Origin of the sequence: Antrihabitans auranticaus (genome assembly GCF_016481275.1) — a bacterium.
In the GTDB taxonomy this organism is placed as follows: domain Bacteria; phylum Actinomycetota; class Actinomycetes; order Mycobacteriales; family Mycobacteriaceae; genus Antrihabitans.
Window position 1 is genome coordinate 959,267 of the sequence record NZ_JAEMNW010000001.1, and the last position, 17,603, is coordinate 976,869.

At 63.2% G+C, this 17,603-nt stretch carries 16 protein-coding genes; 4 read left to right on the forward strand and 12 right to left on the reverse strand.

Features of this window, described 5'->3' with window-relative positions:
* Positions 1–393: 393 nt before the first annotated feature.
* From JGU72_RS04290 to JGU72_RS04330, 9 genes are all read right to left on the reverse strand, one after another.
* On the reverse strand, positions 394–963 hold the full coding sequence (locus JGU72_RS04290; RefSeq protein WP_307828286.1) for a TetR/AcrR family transcriptional regulator: 570 nt from the start codon (positions 961–963) through the stop codon (positions 394–396).
* 140 nt (positions 964–1,103) lie between these two features.
* Positions 1,104–2,315, reverse strand: a complete 1,212-nt coding sequence (locus JGU72_RS04295; RefSeq protein ID WP_199682479.1) for an MCE family protein — start codon at positions 2,313–2,315, stop codon at positions 1,104–1,106.
* Complete coding sequence (locus JGU72_RS04300; protein ID WP_233531098.1) at positions 2,315–3,439, reverse strand: MCE family protein; 1,125 nt, start codon at positions 3,437–3,439, stop codon at positions 2,315–2,317. The genes JGU72_RS04295 and JGU72_RS04300 overlap by 1 nt, the downstream gene beginning before the upstream one ends.
* A gap of 2 nt (positions 3,440–3,441) precedes the next feature.
* The gene (locus JGU72_RS04305; protein ID WP_199682481.1) at positions 3,442–4,716 is read right to left on the reverse strand and encodes an MCE family protein; all 1,275 of its coding nucleotides are present in this window, start codon (positions 4,714–4,716) and stop codon (positions 3,442–3,444) included.
* Entirely contained in the window at positions 4,713–5,747 is a 1,035-nt protein-coding gene (locus JGU72_RS04310; protein ID WP_199682482.1) for an MCE family protein, read from the reverse strand. Before JGU72_RS04310 ends, JGU72_RS04305 begins: the two co-directional genes overlap by 4 nt.
* Positions 5,744–6,760, reverse strand: coding sequence for an MCE family protein (locus tag JGU72_RS04315; protein ID WP_199682483.1), 1,017 nt, complete (start codon positions 6,758–6,760; stop codon positions 5,744–5,746). The genes JGU72_RS04310 and JGU72_RS04315 overlap by 4 nt, the downstream gene beginning before the upstream one ends.
* A complete protein-coding gene (locus JGU72_RS04320) occupies positions 6,757–7,944 on the reverse strand; it encodes an MCE family protein (protein ID WP_199682484.1) in 1,188 nt (395 codons plus the stop codon). Before JGU72_RS04320 ends, JGU72_RS04315 begins: the two co-directional genes overlap by 4 nt.
* Positions 7,941–8,810 (reverse strand): MlaE family ABC transporter permease, encoded by an 870-nt coding sequence (locus tag JGU72_RS04325; protein ID WP_199682485.1) that lies wholly within the window; start codon positions 8,808–8,810, stop codon positions 7,941–7,943. Before JGU72_RS04325 ends, JGU72_RS04320 begins: the two co-directional genes overlap by 4 nt.
* The gene (locus JGU72_RS04330) at positions 8,810–9,580 is read right to left on the reverse strand and encodes an MlaE family ABC transporter permease (protein ID WP_199682486.1); all 771 of its coding nucleotides are present in this window, start codon (positions 9,578–9,580) and stop codon (positions 8,810–8,812) included. The genes JGU72_RS04325 and JGU72_RS04330 overlap by 1 nt, the downstream gene beginning before the upstream one ends.
* A gap of 141 nt (positions 9,581–9,721) precedes the next feature.
* Here JGU72_RS04330 and JGU72_RS04335 point away from each other — a divergent pair, with 141 nt between their 5' ends.
* The 3 genes from JGU72_RS04335 (at position 9,722) to JGU72_RS04345 (ending at position 13,329) form a co-directional block, all read left to right on the forward strand.
* Positions 9,722–10,189 carry a B-4DMT family transporter gene (locus tag JGU72_RS04335; RefSeq protein ID WP_199682487.1) on the forward strand — a complete coding sequence of 156 codons (468 nt, stop codon included), beginning with the start codon at positions 9,722–9,724 and terminating at the stop codon, positions 10,187–10,189.
* Between the two features lie 111 nt (positions 10,190–10,300).
* Positions 10,301–11,845 carry a long-chain-fatty-acid--CoA ligase gene (locus tag JGU72_RS04340; protein WP_199682488.1) on the forward strand — a complete coding sequence of 515 codons (1,545 nt, stop codon included), beginning with the start codon at positions 10,301–10,303 and terminating at the stop codon, positions 11,843–11,845.
* Between the two features lie 62 nt (positions 11,846–11,907).
* Positions 11,908–13,329 carry an aldehyde dehydrogenase family protein gene (locus JGU72_RS04345; RefSeq protein WP_199682489.1) on the forward strand — a complete coding sequence of 474 codons (1,422 nt, stop codon included), beginning with the start codon at positions 11,908–11,910 and terminating at the stop codon, positions 13,327–13,329.
* A 148-nt stretch (positions 13,330–13,477) separates the two neighbouring features.
* Here the strand turns inward: JGU72_RS04345 and JGU72_RS04350 are convergent, their stop codons facing one another.
* The 3 genes from JGU72_RS04350 to JGU72_RS04360 all read right to left on the reverse strand — a co-directional run bounded on the left by JGU72_RS04350 (position 13,478) and on the right by JGU72_RS04360 (position 16,424).
* Positions 13,478–14,422 carry an alpha/beta hydrolase gene (locus JGU72_RS04350; RefSeq protein ID WP_199683199.1) on the reverse strand — a complete coding sequence of 315 codons (945 nt, stop codon included), beginning with the start codon at positions 14,420–14,422 and terminating at the stop codon, positions 13,478–13,480.
* Complete coding sequence (locus JGU72_RS04355; RefSeq protein ID WP_199682490.1) at positions 14,422–15,420, reverse strand: enoyl-CoA hydratase/isomerase family protein; 999 nt, start codon at positions 15,418–15,420, stop codon at positions 14,422–14,424. Before JGU72_RS04355 ends, JGU72_RS04350 begins: the two co-directional genes overlap by 1 nt.
* A 131-nt stretch (positions 15,421–15,551) precedes the next feature.
* Positions 15,552–16,424 carry an SDR family oxidoreductase gene (locus JGU72_RS04360; protein WP_199682491.1) on the reverse strand — a complete coding sequence of 291 codons (873 nt, stop codon included), beginning with the start codon at positions 16,422–16,424 and terminating at the stop codon, positions 15,552–15,554.
* A gap of 118 nt (positions 16,425–16,542) precedes the next feature.
* Here JGU72_RS04360 and JGU72_RS04365 point away from each other — a divergent pair, with 118 nt between their 5' ends.
* On the forward strand, positions 16,543–17,541 hold the full coding sequence (locus tag JGU72_RS04365) for an NADP-dependent oxidoreductase (protein WP_199682492.1): 999 nt from the start codon (positions 16,543–16,545) through the stop codon (positions 17,539–17,541).
* The last annotated feature ends 62 nt before the right edge of the window (positions 17,542–17,603 follow it).

Here is a 17,603-nt window from a genome sequence, read left to right on the forward strand (position 1 = left end):
GTTTCTCCTGTTCCGCGGTGTTTTGCCGCCGGCATGACAGACACCGTCGACAGCACCGGAGCCTCCAAGTCGCGCCGGGGCACGCTATCCGAACGAGACCCGCGCCACGGCACGATCAACGGCTACATCAACCTTGCCTGCCGGTGCGCCGCGTGCCGAGAGGCGAACCGCCGACAGCACGCCGACTACATCTCCCGTCTCCGCGCCCAGGGACGTACGGTGGGAGGTCACGGCACCACGGCGAGTTACGAGTGCGGCTGCCGATGCGTCGACTGCACCCGGGCCAATTCCGCCAAAGCACGAATCCGACGCCAGCAGAAGACCGTTCGTCCGCCACGCTCCAGCTGACGAGGACGGAAGCGAACACGGGCCCATGCGGGCGGCAGCGAAAGTTCAGGCCGACGTTGCCGCGCCGGGAATCTCCGCTGAGACGCCCGCGTGCCGGCGAATCATCAATTCGAACTCGTCGAAAACCCGGTGCAGTTCGTCTCTGTCGACCGGTGATCGCATCGACTGCACGCCGACGAGAAGGCTGATACCCATCAGCGACAGCGTCTCCACCGCGACCGGATCCGCCACCACCGCCGAGACCATTCCGCGCAACGCTGAGACACGCTCGTCATCGACTCGCCGCTGAAATTCGGCCACGAGTGGATCGCCATTGCTCCATGCACGAATCGCGAACTCGGACTCGTGCGGTAGCTGGGTCGCGAGTTCCTTCATCGTGAATATTCCTGCCAGCGCGTCGCCGGCTTGACCGGACAGTTCCTCGATCCGGAGCGTCTGTTCGCGCTCCCAATGGGTCAACAACTGCGGCGCAAACGCGTCCCAGCTGCCGAAATAGTTGTAGAACGATCCAGTGGTGACGCCGAGCATTTTGCAGAGGACGGTCATCTTCAGCGCGCGATGTCCTTCGGTGGCAAGAATATTCATCGCTGCCTCGAAGTAATCCTCACGTGTCACGGACAAACGCACGTGGCCCGACCTCCCCGCAATCATGTTAAAGCCGTGTGTAATAGACCTTATCTTTCGATTCTAGAGCGGCATCGACGATCGGAGCTTCACGAGGTCGGCGGGTCGCGGGACCGCCGACACGCGTGCCGTCAGTTCACACCGGACCCGATCGGAGGGTTGGTGCCGAGCGGGACATAACCGTCCTGGTCCCGGCAAGCGTCGACGTCGGGTGCCCGTCTGCCGGGATTTTCCATGCACGGGAAGTTCCGCGCACCACGGACAACACTCGGGTCGTCCTGCGCAATTGCGCAGTATCCGGGAGCCTGTGTCTCGATGGGGGCCGCATCCGCAGCTGAGCGACGCTGGTCAGGCGGAAGGTAGCCGGTGATGCACGGTGGGGGTGCGTTCACGCCGAGATTGAAGTCGAGGTTGCCCATGCCAGGTTCGGATCCGGCGACGACGCTTTGAATCGCCGCGGCCATCGCGGGGTACACGACCAAGATTTGCTCGAGACTCATGTGGTAGATCCGAAGCACGTCGGCGATCGAGTTCAGATTTGTCAGTGTGGTCGGCAGCGTTGGAGCAATCCTGTTGAAAAGGTCGGTTCCTTCGGCCCCTGCGGCGGCGCCGTTGACGAGAAGGCCACGGACGTGGTCGTCGTTGACTGCGACCGAGGTGGTGATCGAACCGAGGTACCCGGTCCACGCGCGGATCGCTCCGGCTGATTCGATCTGTGTATCCAGCAGTGGCCCGGCATTGTCGATGAGTTGCAGCGTCGGCTCCAGGTTCTTCTGACTCTCGTCGAGGAAATCGTCGAGGCCGTCGAGGATCTGCTGAATGTCGTTGCCGGAGTTGCGAAATGCCTCGCCACTTTCGTCGATCAAGGTCTGCAGGTCGGCTCGCGGCACATCCTGCAGCGCGGTGTCGAGCGTAGCGACCAATTGTGCGGTCGAGGTGGGAACTGCGTTGCTGACGATGGTGTCACCGTCGTCGAGGTAGGGTCCGTCGTCGGTTTGCGGGAGCAACTCGATGTACTGCTCGCCGATGGCGGACCGGCTGTGCACCTCTGCCCTGAGATTTGTCTTCGGGATATCGATGTCGTCCTCGAGATACATGGTGACGACGACCGCGTCACCGTCGATTCGCATTCCATCGACCACACCGACATGGATTCCGCGGTAGGTGACATTCGATTTCGGGTAGAGACCACCGCCGGACGGCAGAATCAGCTCGACGGTGTTGCGGCCGACGCCGAGCATCGACGGCACTCGCAGGTACTGACTCACAATCCAGCCGACCGACACAAGGGTGATGACGGCGAACGCGATCAGTTGATAGCGGACAAATTTCGATAAGAGCATCAGTTTCCGCCTTGCCCAGGAACGTTCAACGGTGTGATCAGCGGGTTGCCCTGGATCGGCGGGATCGGCGGTAGTTGCCCGAGTAGTCCACCCAGAGAAGCCAATTGGCCGGCGGCAGGTGTCCCGGTCAGCAGTGCCTTGTCGAGCCGTTCGGTGGTGAGATCCAGGTTGAGGAACAGGTTGGCAAAGTCGCCTTGAATCGCGTTGCGATAGGTGTTGAGCGGGAACGGCACCGTCAGCAGCAGTGACATCGACGACGGCAGAGCCGGTCCGGCGTCGGCCAAGCCGCGTAGCACCGGTTCCAACGCGCGGAGGTTGGCATCGAGGTCCTCGCGACTGCCGGTCACTACCTGGTCTGCCGCCGCAGCGAAGTCGCCAATTGCCGTGAGGGCGTTGGTCAGGTCGTCACGTTGTTCGTTCAGCGTCGTCAACGCGGGGTCGAGAGTTTCGAGACCTTCGTCGACGACGACGCGATCGTTGGCGACGACCGTCGCGAACCGGTCGAGTCCTTCCAGTGCGCGAATGATGTCGTCGCGTTGCTCGTTGAGGCGGCTGGTGAAGTCCTCGACATTGGTCAGCAAGTTCCGCACGATATCTTCGCGGCCGGACAGAGCCTCGCCGACCTCCCGATTGATTTCCTCCAATTTTCCGACACTGCCACCGGTGAGCAAGAACGACAAGGTCGACAGGGTCTGCTCGGTGGTGGGATATTGCCCAGCGCGATCCAGAGGGATTCGGTCGCCGTTATGCAGCTGTCCGGTCCCGGCCTCAGCCGGAGGAATCAGTTCCAGGTGCGACGATCCGAGCAGGCTGGTTACACCGATCTTTGCGGTGGTGTTTTCCGGCAGCACAACGTCCTCGTCGAGCGACACCGACAACAGAGCATGGTCGTCTTCGACCTCGATCCGCCGAACGGTGCCGACGTTGACGTCACTGACCCTGACACGGGCGTTCTCGGTCAACGTGGAGACATCTGGCATCTCGATGTCGATGCTCCACGCGCCTTCGCCGGTACCTTCCGTGCCGGGCAACGAGAACTGATTGAGTCCGGTCCATCCGCAGCCGCTGAGGGTGACCGCAAGCGTGATCCCGCACATGACGACAGTCGACGATCGAGCGCGCATCCTCATCGAGCACCGACTTCCGGAAGGCCGGGTAGCAGTAGGCCCGGCAGGCCTGGGACCGAGGGCAACGCCGGCGGAATCCGCAGCTGGGAGTCACCACCGGTCCGAACAGGCGCCGCCAAGCCCGGCTCGCTGTATTCGATTTGGTCAGGGGTGGCGCCGACGGAGTTGCCCACGACCGCTCCGATCGGGACATAGTTGAATGCAAGGGTTTTCAGCACCGGTCCGAGGTACTGCACGCAGAGGTCGGTGGCCTCTTGCGCACCTTGCTCCCCCGCGGCGGCAATCGCCGAGCAGATGAACTGCACCGGATTGGCGAAGTTCGCCAGCGCCGGCGCGCCGGTCAGCGAGTTCTGCGCGGGCTGGTAGATGTCGTAGAGGTTCACCAGAGCGGTAGGCCCGACGTGAAGCACCTGTTCCAAGTCTCGGCGGTTGTCGGCCAATGACTGTGTTGCGGTACCGAGTTTGTCGACAGTCGCGCCGAGAGCGTCTTTGTTGTCCCGGACAAACTGTTCGATGTCGGTCACAGCGAGGTCCAAATCGGCCACGGCGTCCCCGATCGAGGTCTCGCTCGCAGCGAAGACTTCGGTGACCGACGCGAGGTGGTCATTGAAGGCCACGATCTGCTGATGACTCTGTGACAATGCGTCCACGAGCACAGAGAGGTCGCGCACCATCGAAAACAGGTCCGTACGACCATCCGACAGTGCGGTTGTCGCCTGTGCGAGGTTGGCCAGAGTCTCGTGCAATGTGGATCCGTTTCCTCGCGCGTTGTCTGCCGCTTTGGTAACGAACTCGGCCAGAGTGCCGGTGGCATCACCGTCGTCCGATTGGGGCCCGAGGGTATCGGTCAGCCGGGTGAGCTGTTCCTTGATCTTGTCCCATTCGACCGGCACGGCGGTCCGGTCCTCGGGGATCGTGCCGCCATCGGGCAACGTCGGTCCGCCGGTGTAGGCGGGGGTCAGTTGCACGAACCGGGTGGTGACCAGGGTCGGCGCGATCAACACCGCTTGCACGTCTGCGGGGAGCTCCCACTTCTTGTCCATCCGCATGTGGACCGCGACGCGCGTTCCTTCCGGCTCGATCCGCTCCACCGACCCGACGTCCACACCGAGAATCCGGACTTCGTCGCCCGGGAAAAGCCCAACTGCGGCGGGGAAGTACCCGACGACGGTGCGCGAAGTCAGCTTCGGGACGACGACGTAGGCGAGAACGGCAAGAAGCGCCAGGACGCCAGCCGTCGACACGAGCGTGACAGTCTTGCGGCTCATGGTCATCGGGGTGGTCCTTCCGTTGCCGGTGGCGTCGGTACGCGACCGTCGCCGAGCGCGGCGTCGATGAACGGTTGAATGAATTGGCCAGGAAGCAAATTCCCCACATAAGCGGTGAAGAACGGTCCGCTGCCGACGGCGTCGTTGAGAGTGCGCGCGTAGCGCGCCAACCCCGGCAGCGCCGCCTCGATCGAGGCCTTGTTGCGCTCGAGCAGATCCAGCACGTTGTTCACCCGAGCGAGCGTGGGGCTCAACTGTTCCCGGTTGTCGGCGATCAAACCGCTGATCTGCTGGGAAACTGCAGCCACGTTGGTGGTGAGTGTCGAAATCGCCGACCGGCGTGCGTCGAGTTCGGCGAACAGCGTGTTGCCGTCCACGATCAACGCATTGATCTGGCGGCTACGTTCGGCCAGGACGCCGGTGACCGACGACCCGTCAGCCAGCAGCTTCTTCAATGCCTCGTCGCGCGAGCCCAACGAATCAGACAGTCGCGCAACACCGTCGAGGGCAGTGCCTAGCTCCGGCGAGGTTTCGTCGAGCACACCCGCGGTGGCCCGTAGCGCGTCCGACAGTTGGTCGGTGTCGATGTCTTCGACGTTCGCAGCAAGCTTTCCGAGTTCGGTCGGCAGATCGTAGGGTGTGCGCGTGCGTTCCAGCGGTATAGCTGTGTCGGCGTCGAATCTGTCGTCGTCGGTGCTGGGTATCAGCACGATCGCCTTTGCGCCGAGCACCGAGCGGGTACGCATCTGCGCGCTCGGCGCCTCCCCCAGATTCAGATCGTCGCGGATCGACATAGTGATCTCGACGTCGTTACCGCGTAGTTCCAGGTCCCGAACGGTGCCGACATCTACACCGGCGAACTCCACCTTGTCGCCGGTCTTTATGCCACCAGCATCGGCAAAGACCGCCCGGATTTCATGGTCGGAATCGAGAAAGGGAAGTTGGTCGTAGTTGGAAACCGTTGCGACGGTGGCCAGAATAAGTGCGATACCGACGACGCCGGTGCGGGTCGTGTTGCGGTTCTCGAAGCGTCTCATTGCGGTGTCACGCACCTGCCTTGTTTCTGTTGCACGAGTTTGGTGATGATCGGCGTTCCGCCGGGGCCGTCGACCTTGAGCGTCACCGCGCACAGGTAGAAGTTGAAGAAACTGCCATAGGCGCCGAGCCGGCTCAACCGCTGGTAGGCGTCGGGAAGCTCGGTCAGCACCGCTTCGATCTGCGCGCTTCCATCATCGAGAACAGTTGCGGCGCGGTTTATTTCGGCGACATCGGCACGAATCGCGGGCCTGTCGTCGAGCAGCAGGTCGGCGACGGTTGCAGTGCCACTGTTGATCCGCACCAGTGCGTCGGCAATCGGCGTGCTGCGCTGCGACAGCGTGGTAACCAGCTGCTGCAACTGGTCGATGATGTTCGACAGCGCCTGGCTGTCGTCACCGACGGTTTGCAGCGTCGTGCCCAAGTTGGCGATCACTGCGCCGATCAACTGGTCGCGATCGGCCAGTCGGCTGGTAAGAGCGGCGACTTGTTGCAGGATCCCCGTGATCGTTCCACCTTGGCCCTGCAGCACGCGCAGCAGTTCACCGGAGAGCCGGTCGACTTGCTCGGGCTCCAACGAGCGCGTCAACGGTGCGAGCCCGCCGAGCAGCGCATCGATGTCGAGCGCCGACTTCGTTTGTGTGGCAGGAAAACTGCCATCCTCCGGCATGGGTTCGGCAATGTTCGGACCGTTGACGACCTCGAGGTACCTATCACCGAGCAGGTTTTGATAGCGAACCTGCAAGGTGGCGTCCTTGGTAATGCGGACGCTGTCCGCGACGTCGAAATCGACGTGCGCGGTTCGGTTTTCGAGTTTCACGGACCGCACACGACCGACATCCACGCCGGCCAGACGTACGACCTGGCCTTCCTTCAACCCGGATGCGTCACCGAAATCGGCCTGGTACGGCGTCCGACTGTCGAGCCGGATCTGACCGAGTACGAGTATCAACATTCCGAGCACGAGCAGCATGGCGAGCGCGAACACCCCGAATTTGGCAACGTTCTTGGTCATCGCAGCCCTCCGGGAATTCCGTACAGCATGAAGTCGAGAACGTTCAATTGAGCCGGACGGTCCGATGCCGCATACGGATTGACGCCGGTATCGGTTACCAGGTACTTCGCTGGCCCGTTCGCGATGTCGAGGTATGGCAATTCGCCGCACCGCGGACCGCCGCCCGCGGCGACTTGTGGCAGGTTTCGCGGGTTCCTGTAGGGCATATCGCCGGCCAGCACGGTCGCGCTGATATTGAAGCCGGGAACCGTGCCGCCGATGACGTCTTCCACGTACGCGCGGGCTTTGTCCAGGCCCTGAAAGAAGCAGGCGAATTCCGGTGAGTACTCCTCGAGCAGTTCGGATGTGGGTCGCAGTTGTTCCATCAACAGGTCGATCGACCGTTCGTTCTGTCGGAGCAGATCACTGCCGGTGGTGCCAAATCCGATTGCGGCGAGGAAGAACTGGTCCAATGGCTCCTTCAGCTCCACGACGGTGGATCCGGTGGTGGTCAGGGCGTCGACGCTGGCGAGAAACTCGGGCGCGACCTCGGCGTAGACATTGGCGACTTCAGCGGTGGCGACGAGATCCTGCTGCAGATTGTCCAGGCTCGGACGCAGCGCGTTCAGGTAGGAGTCGGCCTGCTCCAGGGTATGACCGAACTGCTTTCCCCGGCCACGAAAGGCGTCGGATATGGCAGTCAGCGTCGCGTTGAGATCTTCTGGCGAGATCGCTTCGAGCACGGTCGTAAGCCGCTCGAACAATGTGTTCAGTTCAGGTGTGATGTTGCGGCTGTCGATGGTATCGCCGGTCGAAATCGGTTGCTCGTCCAGGTCTTTCGGCAATCCCAGGTTGATGTACTTGGCGCCGAACACTGTCGTCGAATCGATCGATGCGACCACGTTCGCCGGGATCGAACCGGCCTGCTCGGGGAAGAGGTCGAGTTCGATTTTCGCGTAGCCGTCGACCTCTTCTACCGCGCCGACGCGGCCGACCTGGACGTCGAGCAGTTTGACGCGGGCACCGGGTTCGAGGATGAGGCCCGAGCGAGGTGCGAGCAGTGCGACCTTCACGCTGTCGACGAAAGCGCCGCGGAACTGGAGCGCGACAAAGACGGCGATCAGTGCCAGCGCGACGACGAATACTGCTCCGGCGGTGGTGTAGTGCGGCTGGCGGGGCGCACGCCGCTGTCGCTGCCCGGTCATCCGGCGAAGTTGAAGTTGCCCGACACGCCGTAGACGGCCAGGGAGACGGCAAGGCAGACGAAAACTACTGCAGCCAACGACGCACGCACGGCACGGCCGACCGCTTCACCGACACCGGCGGGTCCGCCCGATGCGTTGTAGCCGAAGTAGGTGTGGATCAACATGACGACAAGTCCCATCAAGATCGCTTGCAGGAAGGACCAGAGCAAGTCCGTCGGCACCAGGAAGGAAGTGAAGTAGTGGTCATAGACACCGCCGGATTGGCCGTAGACCACGATCGTGATCGTCCGGCTCGCGAGAAAAGAGGCGATGACCGCGACACCGTAGATCGGAACGATCGCGATCATGCCCGCCACAATGCGGGTGGAGGCAAGGTAGGGCACCGACCGCACAGCCATGACCTCGAGCGCGTCGATCTCTTCCGAGATCCGCATAGCGCCCAATTGTGCTGTCGCACCGGCACCGATCGTCGCGGCCAGCCCGACCCCGGCGATCACCGGCGCAGCGATGCGCACGTTCACGTACGCCGCGAAGAACCCGGTGAGCGCTTCCACGCCGATGTCGCCGAGCGAGGAGTAGCCCTGCAATGCGACGACTGCGCCGGCCGACAAGGTGAGGAACCCGCAGATAACCACGGTTCCGCCGATCAGGGCCAGGGCGCCCGATCCCAGCGCGACTTCGGCGACCAGGCGAATGGTTTCGCGCGGGAAATGCTTGATAGCGGTAGGTATTTCGGCGATGGCGTTTCGGTAGAACACTGCTTGGCGGCCGACTTCGTCCAGCGACCTCTTCGCGCTCTTTCCGCGCTGGACGGTGTTGGTCTTGGCCCGGTCGAGCACACCCGACCGGCGTACGGCGATTGTCATCATCTACCTGCTGTCATCTTGATTCCGATGGCGGTCATCACGACATTGACCAGGAACAACGCCATGAACGCGTACACGACGGTTTCGTTGACCGCCTGCCCGACGCTTTTCGGTCCGCCCTTGACCGTGAGCCCCCGATAGCACGCGATCAACGCGGCAATGAGTCCGAACGCACCAGCTTTGACCTGGGAAATCAGCAGTTCCGGCAGTCCGGTGAGCAGCGGGATACCGTCAACGAAGGCGCCGGGGGTCACGTTCTGGAAGAAGACCGAGAACCCGAAGCTGCCGACGATGCCGATCGCGCAGACAAGCGCATTGAGCAGCAGGGCAACGACAGTCGATGCCAGAACTCGAGGTGACACCAGCCGCACGACGGGATCGATACCCAGCACTTCCATCGCGTCGATCTCCTCGCGAATGGTGCGCGAGCCGAGATCGGCGCAGATCGCGGTTGCACCGGCACCGGCTACCACCAGCACGGTCACCACCGGCCCCACCTGGGTAACCGCGCCCAGCGTCGCTCCCGCGCCGGCAACATCCGAAGCGCCGAACTCCGCGGCCAAGATGTTGAAGGTAAAGCTGATGAGCGCCGTAAATGGCAGAGCAACAAGCAAAGTCGGCAACAATGACACTCGCACGATGAACCAGCACTGGTCGATGAACTCGCGCCACTGGAACGGCCATACGACCATTCCACGAAAGGCGTCCGCCGAAAGCGCAAAAAACTCCCCGAGAGATCCGAGCGGACGCAGCAGCACCTTCGTCGTCATCCTTGCTCCTTCGCCGGCCGCCCATTCAAACCTAAGGTAAATTAGCTTATCTATCCGAGGCGGTCAACCAGTGACGTCGAACATCGCGAGGCACCGTTTGCCGGGCTCGCTTTTCGCGACTGCGGACCTTACGATGCGCCGATGAACGACTGGAGAGTACGTGGAGCGGCGTTGGCTGCAGCGCTGGTGACCACTCGCATGCTGATCGACCTCGGAGTCGAGGCGTCGCCCGACGCGGGAATAGTGTTGCGCTACACCGGCTTGATCGCCATTGTGGCCATTGCGGTGGCGTGGGGATTTCTGGATGGCCAGCGCGATCGCAGACGCAATCCAGATCCCGATCGCGGCGCCGACCTGACGATCGTGTGGCTTGCGGCTGCCGCCGCAGCAGGAGTCGGTGCCGCCGTGGTCGCCTGGTTGCTGGGTGTACTCAGCCCGCTCGACCTCGGCGGAAATTCACTCCTGTTCGAACTGACTTCGGGTGCAGCGTGGTCGATGCTGCTCGTGTTCGCGTCAGCCCTCGCGGGATCGACGGCCGGCGCCCGCGTGGCCGGGACGTCACAGGGCGCCCGGTCACCGGAGGTCACGGTCTCGGCACCATCCGGGTAGCCGCGCGCTCCGCGCAGTCGCCTCGACGAAGAATCCGCGAGACATCCCTGGCCATTTGACCTAAGGTAAGTTATCTTTGGTTTCAGTTAACCAGAGACCAGAGGAGCTCTCGTGTATTTGACTCAAGCCCTGCACCGCTGGGCCAGCGCGACACTCGCCGGGGTCGCGACGGCATGTGGTGAGCGCGTCCGCACATTTGCCGAGACGCGCGAACGGGTCTCGCGACTCGCCGGTGGCTTACGCAGAATCGGCGTCGCACACGAGGATCGCGTCGGGATCCTGTCGCTGAACTCCGACCGCTACATCGAGAGCTTGTTTGCAATTCCCTGGGCGGATGGCGTGCTGAACCCGGTGAACATCCGGTGGAGTCCCACCGAGATCGCCTACTCACTGGAAGACTCGCAGACTCGAGTTCTGATCGTCGATGATGTTTTCGCGCAGGCAGTTCCGGCTGTGCAGGCGATCTACCCGGGTCTGCGGACCGTCATCCACGCCGGTGACGGGCCGACACCGGACTTCGCGATCTCCTACGAAGAACTCATCACCGAGTCGGAGCCGACCGGCGACGCCTGTCGCTCGGGTGACGATCTGGCCGGAATCTTCTACACCGGTGGAACCACCGGAGCGCCAAAGGGTGTCATGCTCACCCATGCCAACCTGGTCAGCGCCGCGCTCGGCGGGCTCGCCTCCGGAAGCTTCTTTCGGCACGGTGTCACACCGCGCTCCCTGCATGTGGCGCCGGTGTTTCATCTCGCCGATTTCGCTTTCTTTCTCATGACCAGCATCGGCGGCGGCGCCAACATCGCCGTCCCGATGTTCGATCCGGAGAACGTGCTCGAATTGATCGGTACGCAATCGGTCACGGACACACTGCTCGTCCCGACCATGATTCAAATGCTGGCCGATCACCCGAAGGTATCGGCGTACGACATGTCGTCGTTGCGAACGATCGTCTACGGTGCCTCGCCGATCTCACCGGCACTGCTCGGCCGCGCCCAAAATGCATGGCCCACCGTTGATTTCGTGCAGGCATACGGCATGACAGAACTTGCCGCACTCGCAACGATTCTGCCTGCCGCAGACCACTCCGACGGCACCCGGCAACGGTCGGCGGGACTAATGGCACCGATATCGGAGGTTCGCATCGCCGACGGCGACGGCACCAACGTGCCACATGGCGTCGTCGGCGAAATTTGGGTTCGTGGCCCGCAAGTCATGCGCGGATATTGGCACAAGCCGCAGGAAACAACCGAGGCGCTGCAGAACGGGTGGATGCGCACCGGGGACGCCGGATACCTCGACGAGGACGGCTACCTCTACATTGTCGATCGGCTCAAGGACATGATCATCACCGGTGGGGAAAACGTCTACTCGAGCGAAGTCGAGAACGCACTTGCCCAGCACAAAGCTGTCGCGGCCTGCGCAGTGATAGGCCTCCCCGACGAGCGGTGGGGAGAGCGCGTGCACGCTGTGATCGTCAGGGCTCCGCACTCTTCCGTGACCGCCGCCGAACTACAGGTGCACACCCGCAACCTGATCGCGGGCTACAAGGTTCCCCGATCGGTCAGCTTTGTCGACGCTCTCCCCATTTCGGGTGCAGGCAAGATCCTCAAACGTTCGTTGCGTGACACGATCGAGAACTCGTCGCGTTCCTGAACATTTGCAAGGTGGTCACGCGCCTTCGATATCGAACACGTTCACACGCAAGGAGATCGGCTATGAACGAGTCACAATCTCGACGTTTCGCACAGGTCGCGGCGCCAGACGCCGACCCTCGCGAATCGATCACTGATGTCGTCGCGCGCCTACGCGCAACCTTCGCATCTGGGCGCACACGTTCCGCCACGTGGCGGCGGAACCAGCTGGTGGCGCTCGAGCGACTGCTCACCGATCGCGAAGCCGACTTTGCCGAAGCGCTGGCCAAGGATCTGGGACGTCCCGCGACCGATGCGTGGCTGGCCGACCTCGCCCCAGTCACAGCGGAGGCACGGTTCGCACGCAAACACCTCGGCAAGTGGATGCGACCCAAGCGCGTCGGGGTTCCGTTGGCGGCGATGCCGGCACGCGCGTGGTACGAGTACGAACCGCTGGGCGTCACCTTGATCATCGGTCCGTGGAACTACCCTGTCTTCCTTGCGCTTTCACCCCTCGTCGGTGCCCTCGCGGCCGGCAACTGCGCGATCGTCAAGCCGTCGGAACACACACCGACCGTGTCGGCGAAACTTGCCGAGCTGCTCCCCCGCTACCTCGACGCGGACGCTGTCGCCGTAGTCCAAGGCGCCGCCGCCGAGACTCAGAATCTACTCGCGCAAGGCCTCGACCATGCCTTCTTCACCGGAGGACCGGAAATCGGCAAGGCCGTAATGACCGCAGCGGCTGCCCATCTGACGCCGGTCACCCTAGAGCTCGGCGGCAAGAGCCCGGCAATCGTGACCGCCGAGTCCAACATTCGCACCGCCGCACGTCGAATCGCATGGACGAAGACGCTGAACTCCGGCCAGACCTGCGTCGCGCCGGATTACGTCCTCGTCGACGAAAGGGTGCGCGACCGATTCATCGCCGAACTGTGCGAGGCACTCGATACCTTCCTGCAGGAGTCACCCCCGCTCCTGCCCCTCGTCAATTCCCGGCACGCTGCGCGAATCCAGCAGCTACTCAACAAATCCGGTGGGAAAATCGTGCGGGGTGGTCACGTTGATGTCGACGGCGCCGCAGCTCATCTTTCGATCGTCCTGGACCCCGCGCTCAACTCGGCCCTGATGACGGAGGAAATCTTCGGCCCGATCCTGCCCGTTGTCACGATCGACTCGCTCGACGCCGCGATAGCCCACGTGCGCCGTGGCCCCAAACCACTCGCTGTGTATTTGTTCAGCGGCAGGCGACATGAGCAGCGCCGCGTACTCGACGAAATCAGCAACGGCGGAACGGTAATCAATCATTTGATGTACCAAGTGCTCGTATCGCAACTGCCGTTCGGCGGCGTAGGAAATTCCGGGATGGGCACCTACCACGGCAAGTGGGGATTCGAGACCTTCAGCCATCGCAAGTCCGTACTGCGCAAGGCCGCCTGGCCCGACCCGAACATTCTCTACCCGCCGTACACCGCAGCCAAGGAGCGGCTCTTGCGGCGAGTGTTCTGACACCGGTCGCGACCCGAATGCCTAGTCGAAGAATAGATTTCGACGCAGCAACATTCGCGGAGGCGACCCTAGCGTCGGCCCCCGCTATCTGCAGCATCTCGGCGAGGTCGGTAGTTTGACTGCAGGGCGTCCGGTAACTCGACCTGCTTCACGTTCGTGCTCGTCTATTCGTTGCCTCAGGCGGTCGACGGGCCGGCTGGAGGTGGCGGGTCAGGAACTCGATCTGGTCCGTCACGAGATGCTCGAACGGCTCACCGAGATAGAAGGCGAAGTGGCCGGCGTCGTAGGTCTTGATCTCGCCGCGTGGTGCGGTGCGCGCGTAGCGGAGCGTCTCCTCAGGAGGGGTCACGGTGTCGCTGTTGCTGACGCAGAACAGAATTGGCATCGAGACCTTTTTGGCCGCCTTTCCAGGCCGATACGCCACGGCCGTAGGGATGAACCGAGCGGCGACCTCGTTGCGGAAATCGTTTCCGTCCGGAACCAGGGCGAGGTAGCCGGGAAGGGCGTCCGGGGCGTTCATGAGAGCGACCGAACCGGGGGCACCGGCGAGAGGGATCATGGCGGGCTCGCTTCCGCGAACCATGGCCAGCAGGTCTCGAGTGAGGAACGGTAGTCCCTTGAGCGTGGCGAGCGGACCCAACGCGCGCGCCGATGCCAGACCATCGGTGAACGGGCATTGGGACACGGCCGCACGCAGCTCGGGGTGGCGCGATGCGACGGTGATGGCGTGGCCGCCACCGAAGGAGCTGCCCCAGACCGCAAGTCGCGTGCCGTCCACGTCGCGGCGTCCCTTGATGTGTTCGATCGCGGCATCCCAGTCGGCGAGCTGTCGCTTGATCGACAGCAGCTGGCGGGGCTGGCCGCCGCTGTCGCCGAAGTGGCGATACGTGAAGGCGAACGCTGCGATCCCGGCCTCGGCGAACCGCTCGGCGAAGGCATCCAGGCGCATGTCGCGCGTCGCACCCAGCCCATGACCGAGGATCACCACTGGCGGAGCGGTTACGCCTGCGGGAAGGTAAAGCCATGCTGCGCAGGTAGTTTCGCCCGAAGTGAACTCGACATCGTGCCGAGTGTAGGTCCGTGACTCGACCATCACCGACTCACCCTTCCTTCTTCGTTGCGGACTCTGCCGTTGCGAGCTCCAACTGCGGACACCGTGCCCGCTTCGAGGGCCTCTTCGAAGACGCCTGGGCTGTAGAGCGGCAGCTCGCCTAACGCGTCGGTGGTTGCCATGTAATCGAGCATCAGCCGCTGGCCCACTTCCGACAGCGCGGTGGTCAGGAACTCTGCGCGTTCGACGTGCAGGCCGTCGGTCAACGACATCGACCCGCCGAGGTACACCGACCGCTTGATCGCGGCGAGCGATCCCTTGGGTCGCGATCCGAAGTGCTCGGCCAATTCGATTGCCCTGGCCAGGACCTGCTCCTGCGGCACGACGTCGTCGACGGCTCCGTTGGCCAGAGCCTGCGCGGGAGTGAACGGTTTGCCCTCCAGGATTGCGACCAGCGACTGGTGCATGCCGATCAGCCGGGTCAACCGCTGCGTGCCACCGCCGCCGGGCATGATCCCCAGCAACACTTCGGGCTGACCGAGGACGAAGTCACCGTCGGCCATTACTCGCAGGTCGTTGGCCCAGGTGAACTCCGCACCCAGGCCCAGGGCCGAACCATTCAGCGCCGCAACAAAAATGACGCCACTGCGGTTCATCTTCAAGAACGTCTCGTGCAAGCGCTCGAGTTGGACCGCGGGCCACAACGGTGTCCTTCCCAGCAGGGCCTGGAATCCACCCGCCCGATTGACCCCCTTGGCTGTACGCGCGAGTGCGGACGCACCCTTGACCCCGACCGAGGGGACCTTCGCTCCGCCCGCTTGCAACCAGCGGACCTCAGCGTGGCTGACGAACCGTTCGGGATGGGTTCCGGTGAAGACGACCGCGTGCACGCCCGGGTCTGCGTCGGCACGCTCTACCAGCGCATCCAATTGCTCGGCGATGTCGTTGCCGAACAGACCGAGTGGACCGCCGTCGATTCGCGCGACCAACACGCTGCCGCGGTCCTCGATCTCGAGATTTCCCCTGACTTCTACTGCCATGACTGCTTCCTTCGGTAAGTGCTTGCGGCTGAACTGCATTGGATCGTGGTTGGTGGTATCGAGGGTCGGTCGTCGAGGTCGCACTTCACCATTGCCCTTCCGAACACGCGCCCCGCGCTGTCGAGCAATGGCTAGTTCCCCGCGTGAGGAACGAGCTGCTCGTTTCGACCGAGGGCGGAGACCTCACGTTCGAGGGCCGGGACCCACTTAGCCGCGAAGCGCCGGGACCACAGCCCCGCTGGCGGCGAGCTCAGCAGCGCCTTTGCCCAATTCGCAATACCGACCGCGCGAGGTACGTACACACGGGCGCGCCTACTGGTGAGCCCGTCGACGATCGCTTCCGCAACCGTATCCACACTCGTCGTAACGTTTCCCGGGTACGGCAGTTCCGCGCGCAGGCGATCGAAGGACGGAAGGTCCTGTGCCGCACCGCGTACCAAGTCTGTGTCGATCCATGAGGGGTGTACCAAGCCGACTGTGATGCCTAAATGCGCAACCTCTTGCCGGTAGGCGAGCGCCAGCATTTCGACTCCGGCCTTGCTTGCTCCGTAGGACGCCATCGAGGGCAGGGACAGGAATGACAGAGCGGACGCGACAACCACCACGTGTCCCCGACTGCGCTCGAGATGCGGGGTCGCGAACTTCAGGGTCCTGAACGTTCCGTTCAGATTGACGTCGAGGACCTTTACGAAGGAGTCCTCCTCCGCTTGCCGCACAGTGCCGTAGGCCACGACCCCGGCATTCGCCACCACACAGTCGATACCGCCCATGACGACGGCAACCTCGTCGATTGCGGAACGGAGGGCGGCGCCGTCCCGGACGTCGGCCTCACGCCATGTCGCCGACGGCCCGAGTTCGTCGGCGAGCGCCTCCAGGCGGCCGGCCTCGAGACCGATCAACGCAACGCGGGCGCCCCGCTCAGCGGCAAGTCGCGCCACCTGTTCCCCGATGCCTCGCGCACCGCCGGTTACGACGACCCTTCGGCCAAGCAGTTTGTGTGTCATGCCACGACCATAACTTGGTTATTTCAGGTTGACAAGGCTTCGCCGCCCGGTTGCAAAGCGTTGATAACGAAGTTATGCTGAAGCAAACCGGCCGATACCCTCCAGGAAGTAGGACCTCGTGAAAGCGTTCGTCGTCGACAAATACGGGAAGGACGGCCTGCGCGCCGCCGACGTACCCGAGCCCACCGTCGGCGCCAACGACGTCCTCGTCAAGGTGAGTGCGGCAAGCATCAATCCACTGGACAAGATGGTCCGCAACGGCGAGTTCAAGCAGCTCTTGAAGTACAAGAAGCCGTTCGTGCTCGGCCATGACGTCGCAGGCGTCGTCACCCAGGTCGGCTCTGCCGTAAGCGGATTCACCGTGGGCGACCAGATCTACGCCCGGCCCCGCGACCTGCGCATCGGTACCTTTGCCGAGTACATCGCGATCGACCACAACGACGTCGCCGCCAAGCCCGCCTCACTGTCCTTGCACGAGGCGGCAGCGGTTCCCCTTGTGGCGCTGGCCGCCCGGCAAATCCTCATCGACCGCGCGAATGTTCAACCCGGACAGAAGGTCCTCGTCCACGCCGGAGCCGGCGGACTCGGGTCCACCGTCATCCAACTCGCGAAGTACCTCGGCGCCCACGTCGCGACGACCGCAGCCGGCGCCGACGTCGATCGCGTGCGCAGCCTCGGCGCGGACGTAGTGGTCGATTACGCCAAAGATGATTTCTCACAGCTGCTTTCGGGCTACGACCTCGTTCTGGATTCGCTCGGCGGTAAGAATCTCGAGAAGTCCTTGACCGTGCTGAAGCCTGGCGGTCTCGCTATCGGCGTCGCCGGTCCCCCCGACGCCGGGTTCGCCAAGCAGTTGGGCCTGCCGGGATTCATGGGCCTCCCGATGAACTTCCTGAGCCGTAAGGTCCGCGCCGCCGCGAAACGCCAGGGCGTGCGCTACTCGTTCTTCTTCATGCAGGCCAACGGGACGCAGCTACGCGAGCTCGCCGCGCTCTACGACGCCGGCCACCTGCGCCCTGTCATCGACCGGACATTTCCCTTCGAACAGACCCTCGACGCACTCGAATACGTCGAGCAGGGCAAGGCCAAGGGCAAGATCGTCATCACACTCGATTGAATCCGAACGCCGGACATGGTGGCATCTTCCAGCATCACCCACGGTTTATCGGCGATGCGCTC

Bases quoted from the DNA above. Each gene is read 5' to 3' on its own strand.
- JGU72_RS04295 (WP_199682479.1), bottom strand. From the start codon at position 2,315: ATGCTCTTATCGAAATTTGTCCGCTATCAACTGATCGCGTTCGCCGTC.
- JGU72_RS04300 (WP_233531098.1), bottom strand. From the start codon at position 3,439: ATGCGCGCTCGATCGTCGACTGTCGTCATGTGCGGGATCACGCTTGCG.
- JGU72_RS04305 (WP_199682481.1), bottom strand. From the start codon at position 4,716: ATGACCATGAGCCGCAAGACTGTCACGCTCGTGTCGACGGCTGGCGTC.
- JGU72_RS04310 (WP_199682482.1), bottom strand. From the start codon at position 5,747: ATGAGACGCTTCGAGAACCGCAACACGACCCGCACCGGCGTCGTCGGT.
- JGU72_RS04315 (WP_199682483.1), bottom strand. From the start codon at position 6,760: ATGACCAAGAACGTTGCCAAATTCGGGGTGTTCGCGCTCGCCATGCTG.
- JGU72_RS04320 (WP_199682484.1), bottom strand. From the start codon at position 7,944: ATGACCGGGCAGCGACAGCGGCGTGCGCCCCGCCAGCCGCACTACACC.
- JGU72_RS04325 (WP_199682485.1), bottom strand. From the start codon at position 8,810: ATGACAATCGCCGTACGCCGGTCGGGTGTGCTCGACCGGGCCAAGACC.
- JGU72_RS04330 (WP_199682486.1), bottom strand. From the start codon at position 9,580: ATGACGACGAAGGTGCTGCTGCGTCCGCTCGGATCTCTCGGGGAGTTT.
- JGU72_RS04335 (WP_199682487.1), top strand. From the start codon at position 9,722: ATGAACGACTGGAGAGTACGTGGAGCGGCGTTGGCTGCAGCGCTGGTG.
- JGU72_RS04345 (WP_199682489.1), top strand. From the start codon at position 11,908: ATGAACGAGTCACAATCTCGACGTTTCGCACAGGTCGCGGCGCCAGAC.
- JGU72_RS04350 (WP_199683199.1), bottom strand. From the start codon at position 14,422: ATGGTCGAGTCACGGACCTACACTCGGCACGATGTCGAGTTCACTTCG.
- JGU72_RS04355 (WP_199682490.1), bottom strand. From the start codon at position 15,420: ATGGCAGTAGAAGTCAGGGGAAATCTCGAGATCGAGGACCGCGGCAGC.
- JGU72_RS04360 (WP_199682491.1), bottom strand. From the start codon at position 16,424: ATGACACACAAACTGCTTGGCCGAAGGGTCGTCGTAACCGGCGGTGCG.